This is a genomic window from Pseudomonas sp. WC2 (assembly GCF_050586545.1).
Classification (GTDB): Bacteria; Pseudomonadota; Gammaproteobacteria; order Pseudomonadales; family Pseudomonadaceae; genus Aquipseudomonas.
Genome location: NZ_JBOBDR010000015.1, coordinates 15,337 through 40,550, shown reverse-complemented (window position 1 = coordinate 40,550; position 25,214 = coordinate 15,337). Strand labels below are relative to the sequence as shown.

Sequence of the window (25,214 nt, the reverse complement as noted above, 5' to 3'; positions counted from 1 at the left end):
CACAGCAGGCACGTAGCTCAGTTGGTTAGAGCACCACCTTGACATGGTGGGGGTCGTTGGTTCGAGTCCAATCGCGCCTACCAAACAAAATCCGCTCTGCTGGGCGGTCTAGAAGGGCTCACCGAAAGGTGGGCCCTTTTTTGTTGTCTGCGATTTGCAAAACTTTTGCAAAACCCCACCTCAGAACGCCAGTTCGGCGCTCACCTCGATTTACACAAGCTTTTCGTTTCTATTCCATGCTGCATGCCCAGCCCGAGATGGTTTGGGTAAAAACCGCGCTTGCCGTAAAAATAACTCGGGTATTTAACAAGTTACGAGATTTTGTAACTGACCGGTTATCCAAAAAAACTTGTTACCCACTGTGAATTTCCGTAACATCCTCCCCGCGTTCACCACCACGGTTTATGCATTTTTAAATCCCAAGCTTCCATCAGCTGCTTGGGATTTTTTTTGCCTGCGATTTGGCAATCACTGCACTGCCCCGAGACCTCGCGGGCAGCTCCGCACTTTTTCAACTACTACTGACTGGCCGATTTCCAACTCTTTCTAATTGGGGGTTTATCGATGCTCGCTCATTGGTTTCTGGCAGCTCTTCATTTACTCGCTTTTGCCTTGGGCTTCTGGGCGGTGCTGACGCGTGGAACGGCATTCAGCCGCCTGGCGGCCGGGACCGGGGACGCCAGGAGCGTTTTACTGGCCGACAATATCTGGGGCGTCTCTGCGCTGATCTTGCTGGTCACGGGCGTGATGCGCGCCTTTGGCGGCTACGAGAAAGGCGCAGACTATTACCTTCATCAACCGCTGTTTAATCTGAAGATGACGTTGTTCGTACTGATTCTGCTGATAGAGCTTGCACCGATGATCACGCTGATCAAATGGCGGATCGCAAAGGCGCGGGGCGCGGCGCTCGGTACCGGGCGTTGCAAGCTGTTCGCCCGCATCAGTCACGTCGAAGCACTGCTGCTGATATTGATGGTCATCGCAGCCACGGGTATGGCGCGTGGCGTGACGTTTGGTTAGGAAGGCGAATTCTCTGTGCTCTATCGGAAATGTCCGACAGTCAGCTCTGGGAATGGCAGGTAATATCGGGCGGCAATGGAGGGCGAAAGCAGAAACGGAGGAGAGCGGGTGTGTCAGGCGCCGTACCCAGCGGAGTGGGGAGCGGATGGCAAAACGGCGCGTGAATCTTTAGCCAGTCATTGCGCGCTGGCAAACGAACTGGCTACTGACTGCAATGCGGCTCAGGGAGTCTGTGGCTTGTCCGGGGCGGTCAGGCCAGCCTGGATGCGCTGATAGATCTCTTCACGGTGCACTGCAACGTTTTTCGGAGCATTGATGCCAATGCGGACCTGTTGGCCGCTTACGCCCAGAATGGTGATAGTGATGTCATCACCAATGTTTATGCTTTCACCGACTTTGCGGGTGAGTATCAGCATGGTCTTCTCCTTGATTGCTTTGTAGGGCACCTGATTCAGACAGTGCAGAGGTCGGTGGTACGTATAGATTAGTGCGAAGTCTCACGGTTTGGGTGCCTCTTTCTGACGCGCAGATGCGGCATTAATTCCCAGGGCGTAACTATACAGAGGCTGCAATCATCAATCTCGTTGTTTTGTGCCCATTTTGCGGGGCTCGCGAAGTATTTATGAATGTTAAGATCGCCGCTTTGAGAATTTCGAGGGAAGCGTTGTGCGCAAATTGGTCTGGTTGGTCGCGGCACTGGCATTGGCAGGATGTGGTGAAGGCAAGAGTGTAGACGTGCAAAAGCCGAAAACGGCGGTCGCAGCAGCTCCTGCCGTAGCGCCGGCTGCGCAGTGGGATCTCGAAGTTCGCGGTGAAACGCCTCAGGCAGTCAGTGACCTGAGCGGCTGGTTGATCGAGCATGCTTTCGTTCCGACCGTTGTCAGGGACAGTAGCGGCAAGACGCGCATTCTGATTGGTCCATTCAACACCCAGGCCGAGGCTGAAGCCCGGAAGGTCCAAGTGGATGCGGCATTGGTGAAAGCTAAAAAGCAGAACGTTGAATCAGTGATTATCGAGCATCCGATCACGCCGTGAGCGCTCCATCCGGCGGAGCTGCCTAAAGGCAATCAAACGCGATTCGTTCCTATAGGACTCGCTGATGATTCCCAGAAGGAGCTCCCCATGGCCTCCGCCAATCCTTACAAGTTGTTCGATGTCACCCTGCACCGTAAAACGCAGTTGAGCCCGCACATGATGCGTCTCACGCTGGTGGGTCCACCGGTTCGCGAGATGGCCACGTGGGCACCGGATCAGCGGGTAAAACTGTTTTTCCCTGCTGCTGACGGTTCGCAATCCAGGCTTGCCCAAGAAGAAGGTTGGTACGCGCGCTTCAAGTCGATGCTTGTAGATCGACGTCCCGCGATGCGTACTTACACCATCCGCCACCTCCGGGCAGAGCAGGGCGAGGTGGATATAGATTTTGTTCTGCACGGTGAAACCGGTCCGGCTTCGCGTTGGGCATTGCGCGCGCAGGCTGGGGATTCCATGCAGATCCTCGCCCCTGATCGTCATTATTCAGCGCAGCAAGCCGGTGGTTTCGAATGGAAGCCGCCAACAGCGCTCAAGCAATTGCTGCTGGTTGCCGATTCGACGGCGTTGCCGGCAGCCATGGGCATTCTCGACGAATTGGCAGTCCGCGCCGAGCCGCCGCAGACACAGGCATTCTTCGAGGTCGACACTGCGCAAGACATGCTGGCCGTCCCTGACTGGCCCGGCTTGTCGGTGCAATGGCTGATTCGCGATGAGTCGGCTGCAACGGTTGCCGGTGCGTTGATGGTTGATGCCGTGCAGCAAGCGTCCTTGCCAGTGCATGCCTCTCATAAGGGGCAGGCTGTAGAACTGGCGGAAGTCGACATCGATCAAGACATTCTTTGGGAGGTCGCCGACACCGCGACTGAAGGCTTTTACGGCTGGATAGCGGGTGAAAGCGCTGCCGTAATGCGTTTGCGCAAGTACCTGATCAAGGAGTGCGGCATCCCACGTGAAGCGCTCAACCTGATGGGCTACTGGCGTTACAACAAGTCTGGCAGCTAGACATGAAAAATGGCCTCGAACATAACGTTCGAGGCCATTTTGTTTTGCGTGGTCGATCAACCGCAGGCTTTCAGGTTCACCGGGCCGACGAACTCGTTACCGCGTCCCATCACGCACGCGACGCTCTGATTGCGCTGGCGCTCCCAATCCTGCACGGGATAAGTCTTGTTCCACGCCTCATACAGTTGCCGATCCTGTTTCGACAGGCGCAAGCCGTATTGCTTGCTCATGTAAAAATAAGTGCGGGCAATCATGCCGCGAATCGAAGGGCGGGGCATGACCTTCTTCGCCTTGAAGTCGACCTGGGTCAGGCACGAGCCGTATTGCCCGGATTGCACCGGCAGCCAGCCATAACTGAAGTTGCTGCGGTCACCATTGACCTCGCCAATGCTCGGCACCAGGTTGTGCAGGTCGGCCTCGGCTTTCTGGTATGTCGGGTCATAGCGCGTACAGTTCTTGCGCCCGCCTTCCTGCCAGCATTGACGCTGATGGCCAAACTGCCAGGCCGGAACAATGTGCTCCCACTCGATGCGCGAAGCGCGCTTGGCGCTTTTGCGCGGTACGTAACCGCAAGCCTTCAAATCAACCTTGTTGCCGGTGTACTTGCACCCGCAATAAAACTCGGTGGACTGCGGTGCGTACAGCTTCCATGCGACCTTCTTGGCTTCGGTGAAGGTGCGGGGTGCGCCAGCCTGGGCGCCCACGGCAATAAACAGCAACAGCAAAGCAAAACAGCGGACACTCATTGAATCAATCTTCCTTCGGCACAACCCAAAAAATCTGCACGCCACCGTCGTCGCGGTAAGCGAGGGTGACGTTGTCGTTCTCGTCGATTTCCTCGAGCAGACGCTCCCAGTCATCCATTGGCTCATCCGGCAAACGGAAGATCAGTGCGGCTTTGGCTTTCTGTGCGGTGGGGGAGTTGATGATTTTCTGAACGCGCATACCCATGCGTTCGTAAGCGTCAGGAGCATCAGGAGAGGTGGCCACGAGGTTATCCTTATTAAGCTGTACGTGCATACAGTATTTAACTGTAAGCATTTTCGCAACTGCTTAAAATTCAAGAAAATCCTCTGACAGCGGTTTTCTGATTTTGGTGTAGGTCGTGTCGAAATTTTTGTAGGAAAAGTACAGAAGGTTTGTAAGTAGCTCACCACCCGCCAAGCACAAGGGTGGTGAGCTCAGTGCCTGATCGAGAATTGATCGGGCGACGGTCAATCAGTACTCCCAGAACATCCGTTGCAGCTCTTTGCTGTCATTGGTTTTGGTCAGTGCGACCATGGCCAGAATGCGGGCTTTCTGCGGGTTCAGGTCGTGCGCAACAACCCAGTCGTACTTGTCATCAGGCTGTTCGGCGTTACGCAAAACGAAGCCGCCAGCATTGACGTGGGATGAACGAATAATCTGCACGCCATCCTTGCGCAACGCCTGCAGGGCTGGCACCACACGGGAGGACACCGAACCATTGCCGGTACCGGCATGGATGATCGCCTTGGCGCCGGACTGGGCGAGCGCTTTGTAGGCGGTATCGCTCACGTTGCCGTAGGAATAGGCGATTTCTACGTCAGGAAGGCTCTTGATGTTTTTGATGTCGAATTCCGAGTCCATGGTGTGACGCTTGGCCGGCAAGCGGAACCAGTAGGATTTGCCTTCAACCACCATGCCCAATGGGCCCCAGGCGCTTTTGAATGCCTCGGTCTTGATGTTGATCATTTTGCTGACGTCACGACCGGACTGAATCTCGTCGTTCATGGTCACCAGCACGCCTTTGCCGCGAGCATCTTTGCTGCTGGCAACGGCGACGGCGTTGTACAGGTTGAGCATGCCATCGGCGGACATCGCGGTGCCCGGGCGCATGGAGCCGACGACGATGATCGGCTTGTCGGTCTTCTCCACCAGGTTGAGGAAGTAGGCGGTTTCTTCCAGGGTATCAGTGCCGTGAGTGATGACGATGCCATCGACGTCTTTGCTGTCAGCCAGTTCCGCGACACGGCGACCCAACTGCAGCAGGTTGTCGTTGGTGATGCTTTCCGAGGCGATCTGCATGACTTGTTCGCCGCGCACATTGGCCAGTTTGTTCAGCTCGGGAATGCCGGCAATCAATTGCTCGATGCCAACTTTCGCGGCCTGGTAGGTGGCGCTGTTGGCTGCGCTCGCGCCGGCACCGGCAATGGTGCCGCCAGTGGCAAGTACCACGACGTTGGCGAGTTTGGTCTGGGCTTCGACTTCTTTCGCCTGAAGGGCGGTGGGCAGGAGCAGCAGAAGGGCGAAAGCGCCCGGAACCAAAGTGTTGAAAGCAGATTTCATTATTTTTCTCTCTAGTGGTGAGACGGTGCTGATGCAGGTTCATCTAGATGCACCCCGGGCCGATCTGAATGCCTGGGGTACCTGGGAAGAGCAGGATCTGTACCAGCCGGTACTTTGCCCGAGAGAAATGTTTAACCTGATGATTTAAATCAATTTTTCATCAATGCTTGAGTGTCAGCGTACGTCCTTTATCCGGGTTTCCGAACAATGGCGGCGTTCGCGTTCGGTTCACCGAAAGGGACTACAGATCCTGTCGAACGAATCGGCTTGCCGGATCACGCCTTTCTGCTAAAGAAAGCCTCGTGCGGGCCGATGAGCTTCAAGGAAACTAAAATTAAGGAAGTCCACATGTCACTGACGATCGGTTTTTCTAACCCTGGCGCAGTCACTATCGGCGGCAAAACCGCAGCGACAATCAATGCATTGAGTGAAGCGGGGGCGGACGCTTCCAGCGAGGCGTTGGGTACTGAGAAGGCACATAGCAATCAGGTTCGAACCGGCGGTGGTGCCGCGCCGGAAGAGACCAAGGCTGAAGGCAGCGACAACCAGAGCGTGACCGTCAAAACGCTGTTGAAGCGGATGCAGGAATTGCAGAGGCAACTCCAGGAGCAGCAGCAACGATTGGCCGCGGCACAGGCTCAAAGCTATCCGACACCGGAGGCCAAATCGCAGGCAGTCATGTCTATTCAAGGGCAGATCGCGCAAACCAGTGGCGAGTTGATGCAGGTCGCGGCAGCACTGGTCAAGGAAATGACCAAGGGCTCCACTAGCGGCAACTTGGTCAGCACAACGGCATAAGCGATGCCGGGGCGAATCAGACGATTCGCCCTACAATAAATGACGACTTCTGATTGTTGACAAATGCTGGCGGGATTCGCATAGTTCGGTCTACGCAAACGTTTGCGCGGGTTTCCGGGTGGCCTGTCTCTCCGAAGAAAGCCCTGTAGCTTACGCTGGCGCAAGCGTTGCTCACAATAATCATAAGATCGGAGTGAACCCATGAAGCTGCCATTCGCTGGACGTCTTCTTGCTGTCGCTATGCTGGCTGCCACAGCCGCCGCACTACCTGTCTCTTCGGCATTCGCCGAGTCCCCGGAAAAACCTAAAGTCGCGCTGGTCATGAAGTCTCTGGCCAATGAATTCTTCCTGACCATGGAAGACGGCGCCAAGGCTTATCAAAAAGAACACTCCGCCGATTTCGACCTGATCTCCAACGGTATCAAAGACGAAACCGACACCGCCGGCCAGACGCGCATCGTCGAGCAAATGATCCTGGCGAAGGTCAATGCGCTGGTCATCGCACCTTCTGATTCCAAGGCCATGGTGCCGGTGATCAAGAAAGCGGTCGATGCCGGTATTACTGTAATCAACATCGACAACCAGCTCGATCCGGCCATCGTCAAAAGCAAAAACATCAGCGTGCCTTTCGTAGGGCCGGACAACCGCAAAGGTGCGCGTCTGGTCGGTGAGTACCTGGCCAAGCAGCTCAAGGCCGGTGATGAAGTCGGCATCATTGAAGGTGTCTCGACGACCACCAACGCCCAACAGCGCACCGCCGGCTTCAAGGATGCAATGGATGCGGCGCAGATCAAGGTTGTTTCGCTGCAATCCGGCGACTGGGAAATCGACAAGGGCAACAAGGTTGCCGCATCGATCCTCAGCGAATACCCGGACGTCAAAGCGCTGCTGGCCGGCAACGACAGCATGGCCGTCGGTGCTGTTTCCGCTGTGCGCGCCGCCGGCAAGGCCGGTCAGGTGCAGGTCGTCGGTTACGACAACATCAACGCGATCAAGCCAATGCTGAAGGACGGTCGAGTGCTGGCCACCGCTGACCAGTACGCCGCCAGGCAGGCGGTGTTCGGCATCGAAACCGCGCTGAAAATCATCAAAGGCGAGAAAGTCGACAGCGGCACCAATGGCGTGATCGAAACGCCGGTCGAGCTGGTCACCAAGTAAGTCTTCTGGCGACACAACGGCGCTCGTCCGTCCGGGCGAGCGCATGGAGAGTTTATATGTCAGTTTCCGCCCCGAACGCTGTCCTCTCGGTCAGCGGTATCGGTAAGACCTATGCGCAACCGGTGCTGAACGGCATCGATTTGACGCTGATGCGCGGTGAAGTGCTGGCGCTGACTGGCGAGAACGGCGCCGGTAAAAGCACCCTGTCGAAAATCATTGGCGGATTGGTCACGCCGACCACGGGCCAGATGCAGTTTCAGGGCAAGGATTATCGCCCGGGCAGCCGCACTCAGGCCGAAGAGCTTGGCGTGCGCATGGTCATGCAAGAGCTCAATCTGTTGCCGACGCTGTCGGTGGCAGAGAACCTGTTTCTCGATAACCTGCCGAGCAACGGTGGCTGGATCAGCCGCAAGCAACTGCGCAAAGCGGCGATCGAAGCCATGGCACAAGTCGGCCTCGACGCGATCGATCCGGACACGCTGGTCGGCGAGCTAGGCATTGGCCATCAACAAATGGTCGAAATCGCCCGCAACCTGATCGGTGATTGCCATGTGCTGATCCTCGACGAGCCGACCGCGATGCTGACGGCGCGCGAAGTCGAAATGCTCTTCGAGCAGATCACCCGACTGCAGGCGCGTGGTGTCTCGATCATCTACATTTCCCATCGACTCGAAGAGCTGGCGCGCGTCGCTCAGCGAATTGCAGTCCTGCGCGACGGTAATCTGGTCTGCGTCGAGCCGATGGCCAATTACAACAGCGAGCAACTGGTCACGTTGATGGTCGGCCGTGAGCTGGGCGAACACATCGACATGGGCCCGCGCAAGATTGGCGCGCCGGCCCTGACGGTGAAAGGTCTGACCCGCTCGGACAAAGTGCGTGATGTGTCCTTTGAAGTGCGTGCTGGCGAGATTTTCGGAATTTCCGGGTTGATCGGGGCAGGGCGCACCGAGCTGCTGCGGCTGATCTTCGGTGCCGATGTCGCCGACAGCGGAACGATCGCGCTCGGTTCGCCGGCGCAGGTGGTGAGTGTGCGCTCGCCGGTCGATGCAGTGCGCAATGGCATTGCCTTGATTACTGAGGATCGCAAAGGCGAGGGCCTTCTGCTTAGCCAGTCGATCAGCGCCAATATCGCACTGGGTAACATGCCGGAAATTTCCCGTGGGGGAGTCGTCAACAACGGCGACGAAATCTCCTTGGCGCAACGTCAGATCGACGCCATGCGCATCCGCAGTTCGAGCCCGACACAGCTTGTTTCAGAGTTGTCAGGCGGTAACCAGCAGAAAGTGGTGATCGGCCGCTGGCTGGAGCGTGATTGTTCGGTGCTGCTGTTCGACGAGCCTACCCGTGGCATCGACGTCGGCGCCAAGTTCGACATCTATGGCCTGCTCGGCGAATTGACCCGCCAGGGCAAGGCGCTGGTGGTGGTCTCCAGTGATCTGCGTGAGCTGATGCTGATCTGCGACCGTATCGGTGTCTTGTCGGCAGGGCGTCTGATCGACACCTTCGAGCGCGACAGCTGGACCCAGGATGATTTGCTTGCCGCCGCATTTGCCGGCTACCAAAAACGTGATGCGTTGCTCAACGAAGCAGCGCCTAGGGATCTCCCATGAAAACTGCATCTCCTGCCGGCAAACGTAGTGGCAACTTCTACGGGTTGGGCACCTATCTGGGCCTGGCCGGGGCCTTGCTGGCGATGGTCGCGCTGTTCTCGGTATTGAGCAGCCACTTTTTGTCCTATAACACCTTCAGCACGCTGGCCAACCAGATTCCTGACTTGATGGTGCTGGCGGTCGGCATGACCTTCGTGCTGATCATCGGTGGCATCGACCTTTCGGTGGGGTCGGTGTTGGCATTGGCCGCGTCGACCGTCAGCGTGGCGATTCTCGGCTGGGGCTGGGGCGTCTTGCCCTCGGCGTTGCTCGGCATGGCGGTGGCGGCACTGGCCGGTACCGTCACCGGTTCGATCACCGTCGCCTGGCGTATTCCGTCGTTCATCGTGTCCCTCGGCGTGCTGGAAATGGCCCGGGGGCTGGCCTATCAGATGACCGGGTCGCGCACCGCCTACATCGGCGATTCGTTTGCCTGGCTGTCAAACCCGGTGGCCTTCGGGATCTCGCCGTCGTTCATCATTGCCTTGCTGGTGATTTTCATCGCGCAGGCGGTGCTGACTCGCACGGTGTTTGGCCGCTATCTGATCGGCATTGGTACCAACGAAGAGGCGGTGCGTCTGGCCGGGATCAATCCGAAACCCTACAAGATTCTGGTGTTCAGCCTGATGGGGTTGCTGGCCGGGGTCGCTGCGCTGTTCCAGATTTCGCGTCTGGAAGCGGCTGACCCCAACGCGGGCTCCGGGCTCGAACTGCAAGTGATCGCGGCAGTGGTGATCGGCGGAACCAGCCTGATGGGTGGGCGCGGTTCGGTGATCAGCACGTTCTTTGGCGTCTTGATCATTTCCGTACTGGCGGCCGGTCTGGCGCAGATCGGTGCGACTGAACCGACCAAGCGGATCATCACCGGGGCGGTGATCGTCATCGCTGTGGTGCTCGACACTTATCGCAGTCAACGCGCCAGTCGCCGGGGCTGAGATACCGATATGGCAACGATCAAAGATGTAGCGGCGCTCGCGGGCATTTCCTACACGACCGTGTCCCATGTGGTGAACAACACGCGGCCGGTCAGCAAGGAAGTTCGTCTGAAGGTCGAGGCGGCCATCAAGACCCTCGACTACGTGCCCAGTGCGGTGGCGCGCTCGTTGAAAGCCAAGACGACGGCAACCATCGGTTTGCTGGTGCCCAACAGTCTCAACCCTTACTTCGCCGAGCTGGCGCGAGGGATCGAGGATTACTGCGAGCGTAACGGCTACTGCGTGATCCTGTGCAACTCCGACGACAACCCGGAAAAGCAGCGCAGCTATCTGCGTGTGCTGCTGGAAAAACGCATCGATGGTCTGATCGTCGCCTCTGCGGGTGGCGACAGTGGCCTGGCACAGGGTCTGGCGGGTGTGAAAACGCCCATGGTCATCGTCGACCGTGGCCTGGATGGCGTCGATGCCGATCTGGTGCGCATTGATCACGAATACGGCGCGTACCTCGCCACCCGGCATCTGCTCGAATTGGGTCACCGCGACATTGCCACCATCGGCGGCCCGGCGAGCACCAGCGTGGCGCAGATGCGTCAGGCCGGATATTGCCGGGCGCTGAAAGAGGCGGGCATCGCAGTTCGCCAGGCGCGCATGCTGGAAAGTGATTTCACCAGTACCGGCGGTTACAACGCGGCGGCTATTCTGCTGGAGAGCAATCCGCCCAGCGCGATCTTCGCCGGTAACGACATGATTGGTATCGGCGTGCTGCGTGCCGCGGCCGAGCGCAATGTGCGCGTTCCGAGCGAACTGTCTGTGATCGGCTTCGACGATATCCAGATGAGCCGTTATGTGTATCCGGCACTGACCACCGTCGGCCAGTCGATCCTGCAACTGGGCGAAATGGCGGCGGAAGTTTTGTTGCGAAGAATTGCCACACCGAATCTGGGCACCGATCAACGCATCGTGACCCCGAGTATTGTCCTGCGCGAATCGACTGCGCCGCTGTCCGGCGTGTTCACCGAATACCGCTGAAACCGAATTGACGAGTACTGATGTATGCCAGCAAATGTAGTGGTAATAGGCAGCCTGAACATGGATCTGGTCACCCGGGCGCCACGGCTGCCGCGGGGCGGTGAAACTCTGATCGGTCATTCCTTCGCCACCGTTTCAGGTGGCAAGGGCGCCAATCAGGCGGTGGCCGCTGCACGGCTGGGCGCCCAGGTTGCGATGGTTGGCTGCGTCGGCAACGATGACTATGGCGTGCAACTGCGCGACGCTTTGCTGGCCGAGCAGATCGACTGTCAGGCGGTCAGTACCGTCGAGGATTCCAGCGGTGTGGCGTTGATCGTGGTCGATGACAACAGTCAGAACGCCATTGTGATTGTCGCCGGCGCCAACGGTGCGATGACGCCTGCGGTCATCGATCGGTTCGATGCGGTGCTGCAAGCCGCCGACGTGGTGATCTGCCAATTGGAAATTCCCGACGCAACCGTGGGCCATGCGCTCAAGCGTGCGCGCGCACTGGGCAAGACTGTCATTCTCAATCCGGCGCCGGCCAGTCGGCCGCTGCCGGCGGACTGGTATGCCGCGATCGACTATCTGATTCCCAACGAAAGCGAAGCCGCTGCATTGAGCGGGCTGCCGGTCGACTCACTGCAAACCGCGGAAGTTGCTGCCAGCCATCTGATCGGCATGGGCGCGGGCAAAGTCATCATCACCCTTGGTGCCGAGGGCTCGTTGTTCGCGAGCGGCAAAGGCTTCGAGCATTTCCCCGCGCCCAAGGTGAAAGCGGTCGACACCACTGCGGCTGGCGACACCTTTGTCGGTGGGTTTGCGGCGGCGCTCGCCAGCGGCAAATCCGAAGCCGAGGCCATTCGCTACGGGCAGATCGCCGCCGCACTGTCGGTTACCCGAGCCGGCGCGCAACCGTCCATTCCAACCATGTCCGACGTACAGGCCTTTGACCCCGCATGAAAAAGACTCCTCTGCTCAACGTCGCGCTGTCGCGACTGATTGCTTCTTTGGGCCATGGCGACATGGTAGTCATCGGTGACGCCGGGCTGCCGGTGCCGCCGGGTGTCGAGCTGATCGACCTGGCGCTGACGCACGGAATCCCCGATTTCGTCAGCACCCTGAAAGTGGTGCTCAGCGAGATGCAAGTGGAGAGCCATGCGCTGGCCAAGGAGATCTTCGACAAACAACCGACAGCGCTGACCGCGCTCGATACGTTGAATGACGAAGGTGAGCTGGGCCGTCGCGACCTGCTCAGTCATGAGCAATTCAAAGTCCTCAGCCGACAGGCACGGGCGATTGTTCGTACGGGCGAATGTCAGCCGTACTGCAACATCGTGCTCGTCGCTGGGGTCACGTTCTGATTTTTGATTTCACTGCACAAGGAATGCGCCATGCAACGCTATGCTCACAAACTGCATCAACTGATCCGGAGTCTGCTGCTTTTGTCCGTGATAACTGCCACCGGCGCTCACGCGGCGGAAAAAATCGACCTGATCATCGACACCGATCCCGGTGCTGACGACGTGGTCGCCTTGTTGTTTGCCTTGGCTTCGCCGGATGAACTGAATATTCGCGCGCTGACCACTGTCGCCGGCAACGTGCGCCTCGACAAGACTTCGCGTAACGCGCGTCTGGCCCGCGAGTGGGCAGGGCGCGAGGATGTACCGGTATATGCTGGCGCTCCAAAGCCGTTGATGCGCACGCCAATCTATGCCGAGAACATCCATGGCAAGGAAGGCCTGTCGGGTGTCACCGTTCACGAGCCGAAAAAGGGCCTGGCGCAAGGCAATGCGGTCAACTATCTGATCGATACCCTGAAGAACGCCAAGCCGCACAGCATCACCATTGCCATGCTTGGTCCGCAGACCAACCTGGCGCTGGCGCTGATCCAGGAGCCTGAGATCGTTCAGGGCATCAAGGAGGTGGTGATCATGGGTGGCGCGCACTTCAACGGCGGCAACATTACCCCCGTGGCGGAATTCAACTTGTTTGCCGACCCGCAAGCGGCTGAAGTTGTGCTCAAAAGCGGTGTGAAGCTGACTTATCTGCCGCTGGACGTGACCCACAAGATCCTCACCAGTGATGCCCGTCTGAAGCAGATTGCCGCACTCAACAACAATGCGAGCAAAATTGTCGGCGACATCCTCAACGAGTACATCAAGGGCGACATGGAGCACTACGGTATCCCGGGTGGCCCGGTGCATGACGCAACCGTCGTGGCATATTTGCTCAAGCCGGAACTGTTTACCGGTCGTTCGGTGAACGTTGTGGTGGACAGTCGTGAAGGGCCGACGTTTGGTCAGACCATTGTTGACTGGTATGACGGCCTGAAAGCGCCGAAGAATGCGTTCTGGGTGGAAAACGGCGATGCCCAGGGCTTTTTCGACCTGCTCACTGAACGTCTGAAACGCTTGAAGTAAGCCGCCAACCCGCAGGTGCCAGCTTGCGGGTATTCACACCTTCTCTGCGTGTGCGTGCCCGGCCTGTTCGGTCGGGTAGCGCTCGAAAATCTGCTTGATGAATTGTTGCGCCCCTTGGGTTCCCAATTCCTTGACCAATAGATCGATGCCTATAAGTGCCAACTCTTCCGTGGTTCCCGGACTGTAAGAACTGTGTCCGTCTGCCCATTTGGCGTTGATGGCGGCGTCGATGCTGATGGTGGTCATGAGAGCGCTCGAAAAGTCGGAAGGTCTTATGTCGAGTTAACCATTTTGTCCGGCGTTTGGCACTGCGACTTAGGCATGAGCGGAGTGCTATGCGACACTTGGTCTTTTCCGGCTGACCCAAGGATCGTGCTGTGCAGATCGATTTGAATACCCCTGATGGCCTCACGCTCGACGCGGTGCGCCAATTACTCGCCTCCGCCAGCGATGACGAGCACACACAGTTGCGCGTTACGAAGGGCGGTATTGCCTATATTTCCACGGGCGTTACCGGCGGGCAGGACATCGACGGTCTGCTGTTTCGCCTTGAGACGTGGGCCAAGGGCTCTGGCTATGTCGGAAATGTCGCGGCTAGTGATGAGGTCTGGGTGATGCAGATTTTCAATGCGCTGAAAGAGAACTGGCCCAAACCTCCGTATGACTACATCGACGTTTACTGAGCGCCGTTAATATTCAGTCACGATTGATTGATGAAGAGCCGAGCGTCGCTCAGGCACACTCGGCGTTTTTCCGGTCGTGGGGCAGGGGGATGGCCTTGGCCGTGAAACCAAACGCCGGAATGGCGGTCGCACGATCTCAGCTTAACTTTTTGAAAACAAGGAGGCTTCATGCCTTTGAAGTTCGCGACACTGGGTGCACTTATGGCCGCTGCCCTGTTGGCCGGTTGCAGTACGAGTTCCAGCGAGTCGGCAAAGGATGCAGTGGCAACCGAATCCGGTCATAGCCGCTGTGAAGCGACGGCGGCGGAGTTCGCCATTGGCAAGAAGGCTTCGCCAGAACTGCTGGAGCAGGCTCGCGTCAAGGCTGGCGCGCAGAATGCCCGTTTCCTCAAGCCCGACGATATGATCACGCTGGAGTACCGTTCTGATCGCTTGAATCTGAACACCGACAACAACCTGGTGATCACGCGCGTCAACTGCGGCTGATCGCAGGACGCTTTTGTTGCAGGCATAAAAAACCCCGTCACATGGACGGGGTTTTTTTAGTGCGCCGAGAAATTACTCTGGGCGAACCTGTGCAGCTTGCATACCCTTTTGGCCTTTCTCAGCCACGAAGGAGACGGTCTGGCCTTCTTTCAGGCTTTTGAAACCGTCGGATTCGATAGCTTTGAAGTGTACGAACAGGTCGTCACCGCCACCTTGAGGAGTGATGAAGCCGAAGCCTTTTTCATCGTTGAACCACTTAACGGTGCCGGTTTGGCGATTAGACATGGTGTATCTCCAAGAAACATATATTTTTCAGTACTGTGCTGCTCAGGCCAACTGGGCACACCCGGGTATCATAGTCGAAATGTTCGCTTTGGTAGCCCCCCGGACGTGCTGTTTGCCAATCAGTCGTGTTTTCTTTACTGCCTTTTTTCGCTGAAAGCCCCGGTTTAAAAGGCTTTGAGGGAAAAGTAAAGACAATAAAAAAACCTGTAAAACCTGCATAAATCGTCTGAAAAGGCTCAATTCGGCTACTTTTTTCGCCCCTTTAGCTGATCATTCAGGCCTTTTTTGTCACTTTTTAACTGGTGTGTTTGCCTTGCATTTGGCGATTTGGCCGAGCGCTTTTTGCTGCAGCTGCGGGGTCGCCTTGTTGTCCATCAGTGCCTGAATATCGCTGGCCGGATAGGACTTGATGGCGTCAGCACCACACGCGCAATGGGATTTCGCTGCAGCAGCGCCAATCTGTGGAGTCGCCGCCTGGGTGCACTGCGCCATGTACTTGTCACGCTCGCCCTTCGGCCAATCGGCGTGAGCACTCAGTGGCAGCAGCAGAACAATGGGGGCGACTACGGCGAATAGGGTATTCAGACGCATGCGAGGATGCTCCTTGTGGGTCAATGTCTTGTTATCTGAGGGCTGAAGGGCCGATCAAGTTCAGCACTCTGGCATAAAAACGGACGATTCGCCTTCTGATCAAACAGAGGCATAAGTGACCGCTCATCTGTGCTAGCATGCCGGGCTCAAGCGTTATCAGGCTCCGGATGACCTTCAGTCCCGGTGCGGTCAACGTGCGAATATTCTCGATTTGAATCCCAGTCACTCTGGTTCGGTTTTCCGGTTGGCCGCAAGGCTCCTGCCGCTGTAAGGCAGGCGTTCGTCATTGAATGGCCTGGATCGGATCTTGTACTGGCTCATCCCAACCCACGTGACCTTTGGTAGGGGTCACCACTAGGAGAGGAGGCGCCATGCCAACTATTACTCTTCCCGACGGCAGTCAACGTTCATTCGATCATCCGGTTTCCGTAGCCGAGGTCGCCGCATCCATTGGTGCGGGTCTGGCCAAAGCCACACTGGCCGGTAAGGTCAATGGTCAACTGGTCGACGCCAGCGACATCATCAGCAGCGACGCGACCCTGCAAATCATCACGCCAAAGGATGAAGAGGGGCTGGAGATCATTCGCCACTCTTGCGCCCACCTGGTCGGCCACGCGGTCAAGCAGCTGTACCCGACTGCGAAAATGGTCATCGGCCCGGTCATCGACGAAGGCTTCTATTACGACATCGCCTTCGAGCGTCCTTTCACCCCGGACGACATGGCGGCCATCGAACAGCGCATGCAGCAGCTGATCGAGAAAGATTACGACGTCATCAAGAAAGTCACTCCGCGCGCTGAAGTGATCGAGGTGTTCAAGGCCCGCGGCGAAGACTACAAGCTGCGTCTGGTCGAAGACATGCCGAACGAACAGGCCATGGGTCTGTACTATCACGAAGAATACGTCGACATGTGCCGCGGCCCGCACGTGCCGAACACGCGTTTCCTGAAGTCCTTCAAACTGACCAAACTGTCCGGTGCCTACTGGCGCGGCGACGCCAAGAACGAGCAATTGCAGCGCGTTTACGGCACCGCTTGGGCAGACAAGAAGCAGCTGGCGGCTTACATCCAGCGCATCGAAGAAGCTGAAAAACGCGATCACCGTAAGATCGGCAAGCGTCTGGGCCTGTTCCACACCCAGGAAGAATCTCCGGGTATGGTGTTCTGGCACCCGAACGGCTGGACTCTTTACCAGGTGCTCGAGCAGTACATGCGCAAGATCCAGCGCGATAACGGCTATCTTGAGATCAAGACTCCTCAAGTCGTCGACCGCAGCCTGTGGGAGAAATCCGGGCACTGGGCCAACTACGCCGACAACATGTTCACTACCCAGTCGGAAAACCGCGACTACGCCATCAAGCCGATGAACTGCCCTTGCCACGTGCAGGTGTTCAACCAAGGCCTGAAGAGCTACCGCGAGCTGCCGATGCGTCTGGCCGAATTCGGCGCCTGTCACCGTAACGAGCCGTCGGGTGCGCTGCACGGCATCATGCGCGTGCGTGCGTTCACTCAGGACGACGCCCACATCTTCTGCACTGAAGAGCAGATGCAGGCTGAATCCGCCGCGTTCATCAAACTGACCATGGACGTTTATCGTGACTTCGGCTTTACCGATGTCGAGATGAAGCTGTCCACTCGTCCGGAAAAACGCGTCGGTTCCGACGAGTTGTGGGATCGCGCTGAAGCGGCATTGGCTGCAGCCCTTGATTCTGCGGGCCTGCCGTACGATCTGCAGCCGGGTGAGGGTGCGTTCTACGGTCCGAAGATCGAATTCTCGCTGAAAGATTGCCTCGGTCGCGTCTGGCAATGTGGTACCTTGCAGCTCGATTTTAACCTGCCTGTCCGTTTGGGCGCTGAATACGTCTCCGAAGACAACAGCCGCAAACACCCAGTGATGTTGCACCGTGCGATCCTCGGTTCCTTCGAGCGTTTCGTCGGGATTCTGATCGAGCACTACGAAGGTGCATTCCCTGCGTGGCTCGCGCCGACTCAGGCGGTGATCATGAATATCACTGATAAACAGGCAGATTTTGTTGCAGAAGTTGAAAAAACTCTCAACGAAAGCGGATTTCGTGCCAAGTCCGACTTGAGAAATGAAAAGATCGGCTTTAAAATCCGCGAGCATACTTTGCTCAAGGTTCCTTATCTCTTGGTAATCGGGGATAAGGAAGTCGAGATGCAGACTGTCGCTGTGCGTACTCGTGAAGGTGCTGACCTGGGCTCGATGCCCGTCGCCCAGTTCGCTGAGTTTCTCGCGCAAGCGGTTTCCCGGCGTGGTCGCCCAGATTCGGAGTAATTATTATTAAGCGTGAAATGAGACAAGATAAACGAGCTGCACCGAAAGCCCCGATCAACGAGAATATCTCGGCACGCGAGGTTCGGTTAATTGGGGCTGAAGGTGAACAGCTTGGGATTGTGTCAATTGAAGACGCGCTTCTTAAGGCTGAAGAGGCCAAACTGGATTTGGTGGAAATTTCCGCCGATGCAGTACCCCCTGTTTGCAAACTGATGGATTACGGCAAATCGATCTTCGAGAAGAAGAAGCAGGTTGCCGCAGCCAAGAAAAACCAGAAGCAGATTCAGGTTAAAGAAATCAAGTTTCGTCCAGGGACGGAGGAAGGGGATTACCAGGTAAAACTGCGCAACCTGGTACGTTTCCTGAGTGATGGGGACAGGGCCAAGGTATCCTTGCGATTCCGCGGCCGTGAGATGGCCCACCAGGAGCTGGGGATGGAACTCCTCAAGCGGGTTGAAGCTGACCTGCTCGAGTACGGTTCGGTCGAACAGCATCCTAAGATGGAAGGACGCCAGCTGATCATGGTCATCGCCCCGAAAAAGAAGAAGTAATCAACAGGGCACGGCAGGCCTTCTGATTATGTTTATCAACTGAATGCGGAGTATCCGAACATGCCAAAAATGAAGACCAAAAGTGGTGCTGCTAAGCGGTTTCTGAAAACTGCTAACGGTATCAAGCACAAGCACGCTTTCAAGAGCCACATCCTGACTAAAATGTCGACCAAGCGTAAGCGTCAACTGCGCGGTAGCAGCTTGCTGCATCCGTCTGACGTGGCAAAAGTCGAGCGCATGCTGCGCCTTCGTTAATTTAGTCAAGAATAGAGGAAGTAACTCATGGCTCGTGTAAAGCGTGGCGTCATTGCCCGTAAGCGTCACAAAAAAATTCTGAAACTTGCTAAAGGCTACTACGGCGCGCGCTCCCGCGTATTCCGTGTTGCCAAGCAAGCGGTAATCAAGGCAGGCCAATACGCCTACCGTGACCGTCGTCAGAAAAAACGTCAGTTCCGCGCTCTGTGGATCGCTCGTATCAACGCTGGTGCTCGTGTTAACGGTCTGTCCTACAGCCGTTTCATCGCTGGCCTGAAAAAAGCGTCCATCGAGATCGACCGTAAGGTTCTGGCTGATCTGGCAGTGAACGAAAAAGCGGTGTTTGCTGCGATTGTCGAGAAAGCTAAAGCCACCTTGGCTTAAGTACCCCCGACAATCACCCGGCCTCACTTCCGTGGGGCCAGGTGGTAAACGTCTTAAATAGGGGAAGAGCCTTCAAGCTCTTCCCCTATTTTGTATCTGGAGTCTGTACATGGAAAACCTGGATGCGCTGGTCTCTCAAGCACTAGAGGCTGTGCAAAGCGCTGAAGATATCAATGCCCTGGAGCAAATCCGGGTTCAATACCTTGGCAAGAAGGGCGAATTGACTCAGGTGATGAAGACCCTGGGGAATTTGCCGGCAGAAGAGCGTCCGCAAGTCGGCGCCCTGATCAACGTTGCCAAGGAACGTGTCACAGGCGTACTCAATGCGCGCATGGCCCTGTTTGAGGAAGCCGAACTGGCTGCCAAACTGTCCGCCGAATCCATTGACGTGACGTTGCCGGGCCGTGGCCAGACCTCCGGTGGTCTGCATCCGGTGACCCGGACTCTGGAGCGTGTTGAACAGTTCTTTACCCGCATCGGTTACGGCATTGCCGAAGGCCCTGAGGTCGAAGACGACTATCACAACTTTGAAGCGCTCAACATCCCAGGCCACCACCCGGCCAGGTCGATGCATGACACCTTCTATTTCAACGCCAACATGTTGCTGCGCACCCATACCTCGCCGGTACAGGTCCGCACCATGGAATCGAAGCAGCCGCCGATCCGCATTGTCTGCCCGGGCCGTGTGTACCGCAGCGACTCCGATATCACCCACTCGCCGATGTTCCACCAGGTCGAAGGCCTGCTGGTTGATCGCGACATCAATTTTGCCGATCTCAAAGGCACCATCGAAGAATTCCTGCGCGTGTTCTTCGAAAAAGAATTGGCCGTACGTTTCCGTCCTTCGTACTTCCCGTTCACCGAGCCGTCCGCTGAAGTCGACATGGAATGCGTGATGTGCAGCGGTAAAGGCTGCCGCGTCTGCAAGCAGACCGGCTGGCTGGAAGTGATGGGCTGCGGCATGGTTCATCCGAACGTGTTGCGCATGTCCGGCATCGACCCGGAAGAGTTTTCGGGCTTTGCCTTCGGCATGGGCGTCGAGCGTCTGGCCATGCTCCGTTACGGCGTGAACGACTTGCGTCTGTTCTTCGACAACGACTTGCGGTTCCTCGCGCAATTTCGCTAGTCGTAACGAATTCTTAGGAGAGCAGGATGAAATTCAGTGAACAATGGCTGCGTGGCTGGGTTAGCCCGCAGGTAAATCGCGATGAGCTGGTTGCTCGTCTGTCGATGGCCGGTCTTGAGGTCGATAGCGTTACGCCGGCCGCCGGTGTTTTCAGCGGCGTGGTAGTGGGCGAGGTGCTGAGCACCGAGCAGCACCCTGATGCCGACAAGTTGCGCGTTTGCCAGGTCAGCAATGGCGCGGAAACCTTCCAGGTCGTATGCGGAGCGCCAAACGTGCGTCCGGGCCTGAAGATCCCGTTCGCCATGATCGGTGCCGAACTGCCGGGCGACTTCAAGATCAAGAAGGCCAAGCTGCGCGGCGTCGAGTCCAATGGCATGTTGTGCTCGCAAGCCGAGCTGCAGGTCGGTGAAGGCAACGACGGTCTGATGGAACTGCCGGCCGATGCGCCGGTGGGCGAAGACTTCCGAGTGTACCTGGATCTGGAAGACGCCAGCATCGAGGTCGACCTGACCCCGAACCGTGGTGACTGCCTGTCCCTGGCCGGTCTGGCCCGTGAAGTCGGCGCGCTGTACGACGCGCCGGTCACCCGTCCAGTGGTCATGACTATTCCTGCCGTGCACGACGAAGTGCGTGCGGTAGAAGTACTGGCGCCTGCCGCGTGCCCACGTTACTTGGGTCGCGTCATCCGCAATGTCGACTTGTCGAAGCCAACGCCGCTGTGGATGGTTGAGCGTCTGCGTCGCGCCGATGTGCGCAGCATTGACGCTGCCGTCGACATCACCAACTACGTGATGCTTGAGCTGGGTCAGCCACTGCACGCTTTCGATCTCGCCGAAATCAACGGCGGCATCCGCGTGCGTATGGCGGAAGAAGGCGAGAAGCTGGTATTGCTGGACGGTCAGGAAGTCAGCCTGCGTAGCGATACGTTGGTGATTGCTGACCACACTCGCGCGCTGGCGATCGCCGGTGTGATGGGTGGCGAGCACAGCGGTGTATCCGCGACCACTCGCGACGTATTCCTTGAGTCTGCGTTCTTCGACCAGATCGCTGTCGCCGGCAAGGCTCGTTCCTACGGTCTGCACACTGATGCCTCGCACCGCTACGAGCGTGGCGTTGACTGGCAACTGGCCCGTGAAGCCATGGAGCGTGCCACTGGCCTGCTGCTGGAGATCACTGGCGGTGAAGCCGGCCCAGTCATCGAGACGGTCAGCGAGCAGCACCTGCCGTCGATCGCGCCGATCACTTTGCGTTCCCAGCGCATCGCTCAGATGCTGGGCATGGAAATGGATTCGGCACAGGTCGAGCGTTTGCTCAGCGGCCTGGGTCTGGGCATTGTTGCTGAAGGTGAAGGGCAGTGGCGCGTAGAAGTGCCAAGCCATCGCTTCGACATCAGCCTGGAAGTGGATCTGATCGAAGAACTGGCTCGCTTGTACGGCTACAACCGTCTGCCGGTTCGCTACCCGCAAGCGCGTCTGGCGCCACAAGCCAAGGCCGAGGCGCGTAGCGACTTGCCGGAACTGCGCCGTCTGCTGGTGGCTCGTGGTTATCAGGAAGCGATCACCTACAGCTTCATCGATCCCCGTCAGTTCGAACTGTTCAACCCGGGCGTTGAGCCGTTGTTGCTAGCCAATCCGATCTCCAACGACATGGCCGCCATGCGTTCGTCGCTGTGGCCGGGTCTGGTCAAGGCACTGCAGCACAACCTCAATCGTCAGCAGGATCGCGTGCGTTTGTTCGAAAGCGGTCTGCGCTTCGTCGGTCAGCTCGAAGGTCTGAAGCAAGAGCCGATGCTGTCGGGCGTGGTTTGCGGCAGCCGTCTGCCGGAAGGTTGGGCGCAAGGTCGCGACACCGTCGATTTCTTCGACGTCAAAGCTGACGTGGAAGCGGTTTTGGGCTTCGCCGGTGCGCTGGATTCGTTCACTTTCGCAGCGGGCAAACACCCGGCGCTGCACCCGGGTCAAACCGCGCGTATCGAGCGCGAAGGGCGTGAAGTTGGTTTCATCGGCGCCATTCACCCGGAATTGTCGAAAGCCTTGGGTCTGGATCGTCCAGTCTTCGTTTTCGAGCTGGTTCTGGCTGAAGTGGCAGTCGGTAAAATGCCGAAATTCCATGAGTTGTCGCGCTTTCCTGAAGTGCGTCGTGACCTTGCACTGATTGCGCACAAAGACGTCGCGTCCGCGGCCGTGCTGGACGTAATCCGTGAAAATGCAGGCGAATGGCTCACAGATCTCAGGCTGTTTGACGTATATCAGGGTAAAGGCATTGATCCTGATAGAAAAAGCCTCGCAGTTGGCTTGACCTGGCAGCATCCATCGCGCACTCTTAATGACGATGAGGTGAATTCGACGACGCAAAATATCCTCACCTCGCTCGAACAAAGGTTGAACGCCACGTTAAGGAAGTGACGTATGGGGGCTTTGACGAAAGCTGAGATGGCGGAACGTCTGTATGAAGAGCTGGGCCTGAACAAGCGGGAAGCCAAGGAATTGGTAGAACTGTTTTTCGAGGAAATCAGGCACGCTCTTGAAGACAACGAGCAGGTCAAATTGTCCGGTTTTGGCAATTTCGACCTTCGGGACAAGCGCCAGCGGCCTGGCCGCAACCCGAAAACGGGGGAAGAAATCCCGATCACGGCTCGCCGTGTGGTCACCTTTCGTCCAGGGCAGAAGTTGAAGGCCCGAGTTGAGGCTTATGCTGGAACCAAGTCATAACGACGAACTACCCGTTATCCCGGGCAAACGCTACTTCACCATTGGTGAAGTCAGCGAGCTGTGTGCCGTAAAGCCACACGTGCTGCGCTACTGGGAGCAGGAGTTTCCTCAACTCAACCCCGTCAAACGCCGCGGGAACCGCCGGTATTATCAGCGCCAGGACGTGCTGATGATCCGGCAGATCCGCGCGCTCCTTTACGATCAGGGTTTCACCATCGGCGGCGCACGTCTGCGCCTGTCCGGCGATGAAGCCAAAGACGACACCACTCAATACAAACAGATGATTCGGCAGATGATTGCCGAGTTGGAAGACGTACTGGTGGTTCTCAAGAAATAAAAAGCTGCGTTTGAATACTTCCAGTTTTCAAAAGCTTGCGATATATTCTTGAGCGTTCTTCGAGGTGAAGAGCGAGTTGCAAGACCAGTCGGGGCGTAGCGCAGTCCGGTAGCGCACTAGCATGGGGTGCTAGGGGTCGAGTGTTCGAATCACTCCGTCCCGACCATATTTCCTGAGTAAAATCAGACACTTAAGCCGATCATATGGATCGGCTTTTTTGTGCGTGCGCAATACCCGCGCAAAACTCCGCGTTGAGTTCACCGAGGCCCATAGACCCGTTTCGGCAGAATGTGCTGCCTGTTGCTTCACCTACTCCTCGGGTTTATTGAGCTGCGGTCTTTTGCGCGGCATCAATGCAAAGTGAGTAATACGTTTGCTGAAATTCTTTGGTCAAGCCTCGCTGCATCTTGACGTTCGGCTGCCGCGGAAACTCGTAGGCTTTTCCGATCAGGCTTCGATACAAGCTACCCACGTACTCACTTTCCTTACGTGCGTTGTCGGCTAACTCCAACGCTGTCGCAATGGGCAGGCCTTCTTGCCTGGCCTTCATGATGGCTCCTGCCGAGTTTTTTACGCGTTGGCACTCTTCCGAGAGTTCATTAGGTATATTCGCGCTGTGTGCCGCAAGACTTGTGAACATTACCGATGCTGCTACAACAAATCGTTTGATCATGACGCGCCATCCCTGTTTTGAGCACGAACTTTACCATTCGTGGCTTAGCGCCACCATCTGATGCTCTCTCGAATCAGGCGCAGTTCACTGCCCGGATTTTTTCATATCCCCCGAGTCACTCGAGCCTGCAGCATCCTTCTGCGTCTCGTGGGCTTCAGCTCCGGAGTTCGAACCCGACGCCTCTTCGCCTTTCTTGTCAGCCTTGTCCTCTTTCGACTCCGACCCGCCCTGATTCACACCCGGCATTGCCGTAGGCGGCGTTGCCGCGCCCGCTGTTTTTTCCGCAGCTAGCGAAAAGAGCGGGCTGATCAAAAGAAGCCCGGTGAGCCCGCACACAGCAATTTTCTTGTTCATGATGTCGATTTCCAAGCCAATGGATGTACTGGTTTGGAAACAACCGATGGCGGAACGTGCGGATCATCAGACCGGCGGCGGCTCTGGGCGGTGACCGGTCCCGATCATGCTAGTGAAGAAGCCGTTCGGCCGCTGAGATTTCCATGCAAAAAAAACCACTGAAAAGCGGCAAATTGCTGGCCCCCGAGCTGCGGTTTCATCGGCAAACTCGCTTTTTTTCAAGAGGTTAGGTTGGCACTATGAGGACGATTGTCATCACCGTTGCAACGCTTTCCCTGGCTGTACTCGCCTCGGGAGTCCAGGCGAAGGAATTGAGTAAAAGTCATCGTTTCGCGTGCACTTGGGGTTCGGACATCGCAGCCGGAGCCCAGCAATCGAAACTGTCCGGGGTCTCGCTTTACGGAGCGCGCAAGCAATTGCAGGTGCGGAGGTTCCAGCAGCCGTGGATGCGCATGACGGCGATGGGGATTACCGAGCAGACCTACAACAGCAGCTCGAAGCTCAAGCCAGCGGCGGTCAAGCAGACGTATTACGAGCAGTGCGTCAGGCACGAACTGGCGCAGCGCTAACCCGAAAGCCCAACCTCGACCGGTTGGGCTTTTTGATGCCTGAGAGGCTTATTTTTCACTCTCGCAATTGACCATCCACGACACGCCAAATCGATCCACCAGCATGCCGAAACGGACGGCCCAGAAGGTCGCTTCCAACGGCATATCGATGCGACCGTCCTCGGCCAATGCGTTGAACACGCGCTCGGCCTCGGCAATGCTGTCGACATTCAACGAAATCGAACAGCCGCTCATGCCTTGGCTGGGCCGATCGGGCGTCGTGTCCGAAGCCATGATCTTCTGATCATCGACCTTGAGGCAGGTGTGAATGATCAAGTGACGATGTTCTTCGGGGACATGCTCGGCGGCAGGTGTTTCGCCGAAGGCCATCATCGCCTCGAGCTTGCCCTGCAAGGCTTGCTCGTAAAAGGTGAAAGCCTCGCGGCAGTCGCCGTTGAAAATCAGGTACGGGTTGATTCTCATGTCTTTGCTCCCGGCAGTCAGGCGCGGAACGTGGCGGGTGGTGTTCGCCGGGTTCCGCGGGGGCGGTTAAAACATAGCAGAGCGTTGGACGCCGCGAAGGGCAGAGTCTCCCAGATGTTTT

Annotated in this window: 32 protein-coding genes and 2 tRNA genes; 24 read left to right on the top strand and 10 right to left on the bottom strand. The window is 57.1% G+C overall.

Annotated features, from left to right (window positions below; translation table 11 throughout):
• Window positions 1–6: 6 nt before the first annotated feature.
• A tRNA-Val gene (locus tag ACQ4OE_RS18915) sits at window positions 7–83 on the top strand.
• Window positions 84–564: 481 nt separating this feature from the next.
• Entirely contained in the window at window positions 565–1,020 is a 456-nt protein-coding gene (locus ACQ4OE_RS18910; protein ID WP_430947532.1) for a DUF2214 family protein, read from the top strand.
• Window positions 1,021–1,241: 221 nt separating this feature from the next.
• Here the strand turns inward: ACQ4OE_RS18910 and csrA are convergent, their stop codons facing one another.
• Window positions 1,242–1,436, bottom strand: a complete 195-nt coding sequence (gene csrA / locus ACQ4OE_RS18905) for a carbon storage regulator CsrA (RefSeq protein ID WP_003179932.1) — start codon at window positions 1,434–1,436, stop codon at window positions 1,242–1,244.
• 250 nt (window positions 1,437–1,686) lie between these two features.
• Here csrA and ACQ4OE_RS18900 point away from each other — a divergent pair, with 250 nt between their 5' ends.
• The gene (locus tag ACQ4OE_RS18900) at window positions 1,687–2,055 is read left to right on the top strand and encodes an SPOR domain-containing protein (protein ID WP_122592457.1); all 369 of its coding nucleotides are present in this window, start codon (window positions 1,687–1,689) and stop codon (window positions 2,053–2,055) included.
• 87 nt (window positions 2,056–2,142) lie between these two features.
• The gene (locus ACQ4OE_RS18895; protein ID WP_430947531.1) at window positions 2,143–3,054 is read left to right on the top strand and encodes a siderophore-interacting protein; all 912 of its coding nucleotides are present in this window, start codon (window positions 2,143–2,145) and stop codon (window positions 3,052–3,054) included.
• A 56-nt stretch (window positions 3,055–3,110) separates the two neighbouring features.
• Here ACQ4OE_RS18895 and ACQ4OE_RS18890 read toward each other — a convergent pair whose 3' ends face one another.
• From ACQ4OE_RS18890 to ACQ4OE_RS18880, 3 genes are all read right to left on the bottom strand, one after another.
• A complete protein-coding gene (locus ACQ4OE_RS18890) occupies window positions 3,111–3,800 on the bottom strand; it encodes an endonuclease I family protein (protein ID WP_122592455.1) in 690 nt (229 codons plus the stop codon).
• A 4-nt stretch (window positions 3,801–3,804) separates the two neighbouring features.
• On the bottom strand, window positions 3,805–4,074 hold the full coding sequence (locus tag ACQ4OE_RS18885; RefSeq protein ID WP_090282667.1) for a DUF1654 domain-containing protein: 270 nt from the start codon (window positions 4,072–4,074) through the stop codon (window positions 3,805–3,807).
• Window positions 4,075–4,272: 198 nt separating this feature from the next.
• Window positions 4,273–5,361 (bottom strand): asparaginase, encoded by a 1,089-nt coding sequence (locus ACQ4OE_RS18880; protein WP_430947530.1) that lies wholly within the window; start codon window positions 5,359–5,361, stop codon window positions 4,273–4,275.
• A 348-nt stretch (window positions 5,362–5,709) separates the two neighbouring features.
• Here ACQ4OE_RS18880 and ACQ4OE_RS18875 point away from each other — a divergent pair, with 348 nt between their 5' ends.
• The 8 genes from ACQ4OE_RS18875 to ACQ4OE_RS18840 all read left to right on the top strand — a co-directional run bounded on the left by ACQ4OE_RS18875 (window position 5,710) and on the right by ACQ4OE_RS18840 (window position 13,332).
• The gene (locus ACQ4OE_RS18875; protein ID WP_430947592.1) at window positions 5,710–6,159 is read left to right on the top strand and encodes a hypothetical protein; all 450 of its coding nucleotides are present in this window, start codon (window positions 5,710–5,712) and stop codon (window positions 6,157–6,159) included.
• A 201-nt stretch (window positions 6,160–6,360) separates the two neighbouring features.
• Window positions 6,361–7,317 (top strand): sugar ABC transporter substrate-binding protein, encoded by a 957-nt coding sequence (locus tag ACQ4OE_RS18870; RefSeq protein WP_122592452.1) that lies wholly within the window; start codon window positions 6,361–6,363, stop codon window positions 7,315–7,317.
• A gap of 56 nt (window positions 7,318–7,373) precedes the next feature.
• Entirely contained in the window at window positions 7,374–8,927 is a 1,554-nt protein-coding gene (locus tag ACQ4OE_RS18865) for a sugar ABC transporter ATP-binding protein (RefSeq protein WP_430947529.1), read from the top strand.
• Window positions 8,924–9,901: an ABC transporter permease gene (locus ACQ4OE_RS18860; protein ID WP_430947528.1), complete on the top strand. Its 978-nt coding sequence runs from the start codon at window positions 8,924–8,926 to the stop codon at window positions 9,899–9,901. Before ACQ4OE_RS18865 ends, ACQ4OE_RS18860 begins: the two co-directional genes overlap by 4 nt.
• A gap of 9 nt (window positions 9,902–9,910) precedes the next feature.
• Entirely contained in the window at window positions 9,911–10,930 is a 1,020-nt protein-coding gene (locus ACQ4OE_RS18855) for a LacI family DNA-binding transcriptional regulator (RefSeq protein WP_430947527.1), read from the top strand.
• Between the two features lie 24 nt (window positions 10,931–10,954).
• On the top strand, window positions 10,955–11,872 hold the full coding sequence (gene rbsK, locus ACQ4OE_RS18850; protein WP_430947526.1) for a ribokinase: 918 nt from the start codon (window positions 10,955–10,957) through the stop codon (window positions 11,870–11,872).
• Window positions 11,869–12,273 carry a D-ribose pyranase gene (rbsD, locus tag ACQ4OE_RS18845; protein ID WP_430947525.1) on the top strand — a complete coding sequence of 135 codons (405 nt, stop codon included), beginning with the start codon at window positions 11,869–11,871 and terminating at the stop codon, window positions 12,271–12,273. Before rbsK ends, rbsD begins: the two co-directional genes overlap by 4 nt.
• A gap of 30 nt (window positions 12,274–12,303) precedes the next feature.
• Complete coding sequence (locus ACQ4OE_RS18840) at window positions 12,304–13,332, top strand: nucleoside hydrolase (RefSeq protein WP_122592446.1); 1,029 nt, start codon at window positions 12,304–12,306, stop codon at window positions 13,330–13,332.
• Between the two features lie 33 nt (window positions 13,333–13,365).
• Here ACQ4OE_RS18840 and ACQ4OE_RS18835 read toward each other — a convergent pair whose 3' ends face one another.
• Window positions 13,366–13,578, bottom strand: coding sequence for a hypothetical protein (locus ACQ4OE_RS18835; protein ID WP_430947524.1), 213 nt, complete (start codon window positions 13,576–13,578; stop codon window positions 13,366–13,368).
• A gap of 131 nt (window positions 13,579–13,709) precedes the next feature.
• Here ACQ4OE_RS18835 and ACQ4OE_RS18830 point away from each other — a divergent pair, with 131 nt between their 5' ends.
• Window positions 13,710–14,015, top strand: coding sequence for a hypothetical protein (locus ACQ4OE_RS18830; RefSeq protein WP_122592444.1), 306 nt, complete (start codon window positions 13,710–13,712; stop codon window positions 14,013–14,015).
• Between the two features lie 168 nt (window positions 14,016–14,183).
• Window positions 14,184–14,501 (top strand): I78 family peptidase inhibitor, encoded by a 318-nt coding sequence (locus ACQ4OE_RS18825; RefSeq protein WP_122592443.1) that lies wholly within the window; start codon window positions 14,184–14,186, stop codon window positions 14,499–14,501.
• Window positions 14,502–14,573: 72 nt separating this feature from the next.
• On the opposite strand, the gene ACQ4OE_RS18820 is transcribed toward ACQ4OE_RS18825, so the two are convergent.
• Both ACQ4OE_RS18820 and ACQ4OE_RS18815 read right to left on the bottom strand, forming a co-directional pair.
• Window positions 14,574–14,786: a cold-shock protein gene (locus ACQ4OE_RS18820; RefSeq protein ID WP_003179963.1), complete on the bottom strand. Its 213-nt coding sequence runs from the start codon at window positions 14,784–14,786 to the stop codon at window positions 14,574–14,576.
• Window positions 14,787–15,074: 288 nt separating this feature from the next.
• Window positions 15,075–15,377 (bottom strand): hypothetical protein, encoded by a 303-nt coding sequence (locus ACQ4OE_RS18815; protein WP_430947523.1) that lies wholly within the window; start codon window positions 15,375–15,377, stop codon window positions 15,075–15,077.
• A 371-nt stretch (window positions 15,378–15,748) separates the two neighbouring features.
• On the opposite strand from ACQ4OE_RS18815, the gene thrS reads away from it, so the two are divergent.
• From thrS to ACQ4OE_RS18770, 9 genes are all read left to right on the top strand, one after another.
• Complete coding sequence (gene thrS / locus ACQ4OE_RS18810; protein ID WP_007913488.1) at window positions 15,749–17,671, top strand: threonine--tRNA ligase; 1,923 nt, start codon at window positions 15,749–15,751, stop codon at window positions 17,669–17,671.
• Window positions 17,671–18,222: a translation initiation factor IF-3 gene (gene infC / locus ACQ4OE_RS18805; RefSeq protein WP_170947229.1), complete on the top strand. Its 552-nt coding sequence runs from the start codon at window positions 17,671–17,673 to the stop codon at window positions 18,220–18,222. The genes thrS and infC overlap by 1 nt, the downstream gene beginning before the upstream one ends.
• A gap of 60 nt (window positions 18,223–18,282) precedes the next feature.
• Window positions 18,283–18,477 carry a 50S ribosomal protein L35 gene (gene rpmI / locus ACQ4OE_RS18800; RefSeq protein WP_002553160.1) on the top strand — a complete coding sequence of 65 codons (195 nt, stop codon included), beginning with the start codon at window positions 18,283–18,285 and terminating at the stop codon, window positions 18,475–18,477.
• Window positions 18,478–18,504: 27 nt separating this feature from the next.
• A complete protein-coding gene (gene rplT / locus ACQ4OE_RS18795) occupies window positions 18,505–18,861 on the top strand; it encodes a 50S ribosomal protein L20 (protein ID WP_007913489.1) in 357 nt (118 codons plus the stop codon).
• Between the two features lie 109 nt (window positions 18,862–18,970).
• Complete coding sequence (gene pheS / locus ACQ4OE_RS18790) at window positions 18,971–19,987, top strand: phenylalanine--tRNA ligase subunit alpha (RefSeq protein WP_003226365.1); 1,017 nt, start codon at window positions 18,971–18,973, stop codon at window positions 19,985–19,987.
• A 26-nt stretch (window positions 19,988–20,013) separates the two neighbouring features.
• Window positions 20,014–22,392: a phenylalanine--tRNA ligase subunit beta gene (pheT, locus tag ACQ4OE_RS18785; RefSeq protein WP_430947522.1), complete on the top strand. Its 2,379-nt coding sequence runs from the start codon at window positions 20,014–20,016 to the stop codon at window positions 22,390–22,392.
• A gap of 3 nt (window positions 22,393–22,395) precedes the next feature.
• Window positions 22,396–22,698 carry an integration host factor subunit alpha gene (gene ihfA, locus ACQ4OE_RS18780; protein ID WP_002553164.1) on the top strand — a complete coding sequence of 101 codons (303 nt, stop codon included), beginning with the start codon at window positions 22,396–22,398 and terminating at the stop codon, window positions 22,696–22,698.
• Window positions 22,679–23,035: a MerR family transcriptional regulator gene (locus tag ACQ4OE_RS18775; RefSeq protein ID WP_003179985.1), complete on the top strand. Its 357-nt coding sequence runs from the start codon at window positions 22,679–22,681 to the stop codon at window positions 23,033–23,035. Before ihfA ends, ACQ4OE_RS18775 begins: the two co-directional genes overlap by 20 nt.
• Window positions 23,036–23,124: 89 nt before the next feature.
• Window positions 23,125–23,201 (top strand) — tRNA-Pro (locus ACQ4OE_RS18770).
• A gap of 156 nt (window positions 23,202–23,357) precedes the next feature.
• Here ACQ4OE_RS18770 and ACQ4OE_RS18765 read toward each other — a convergent pair.
• Window positions 23,358–23,708 (bottom strand): hypothetical protein, encoded by a 351-nt coding sequence (locus ACQ4OE_RS18765; protein ID WP_430947521.1) that lies wholly within the window; start codon window positions 23,706–23,708, stop codon window positions 23,358–23,360.
• A gap of 84 nt (window positions 23,709–23,792) precedes the next feature.
• Window positions 23,793–24,062 (bottom strand): hypothetical protein, encoded by a 270-nt coding sequence (locus ACQ4OE_RS18760; RefSeq protein WP_430947520.1) that lies wholly within the window; start codon window positions 24,060–24,062, stop codon window positions 23,793–23,795.
• Between the two features lie 239 nt (window positions 24,063–24,301).
• Here ACQ4OE_RS18760 and ACQ4OE_RS18755 point away from each other — a divergent pair, with 239 nt between their 5' ends.
• Entirely contained in the window at window positions 24,302–24,631 is a 330-nt protein-coding gene (locus ACQ4OE_RS18755; RefSeq protein WP_122592438.1) for a hypothetical protein, read from the top strand.
• A 48-nt stretch (window positions 24,632–24,679) separates the two neighbouring features.
• On the opposite strand, the gene ACQ4OE_RS18750 is transcribed toward ACQ4OE_RS18755, so the two are convergent.
• A complete protein-coding gene (locus ACQ4OE_RS18750; RefSeq protein WP_430947519.1) occupies window positions 24,680–25,093 on the bottom strand; it encodes a VOC family protein in 414 nt (137 codons plus the stop codon).
• Window positions 25,094–25,214: the final 121 nt, after the last annotated feature.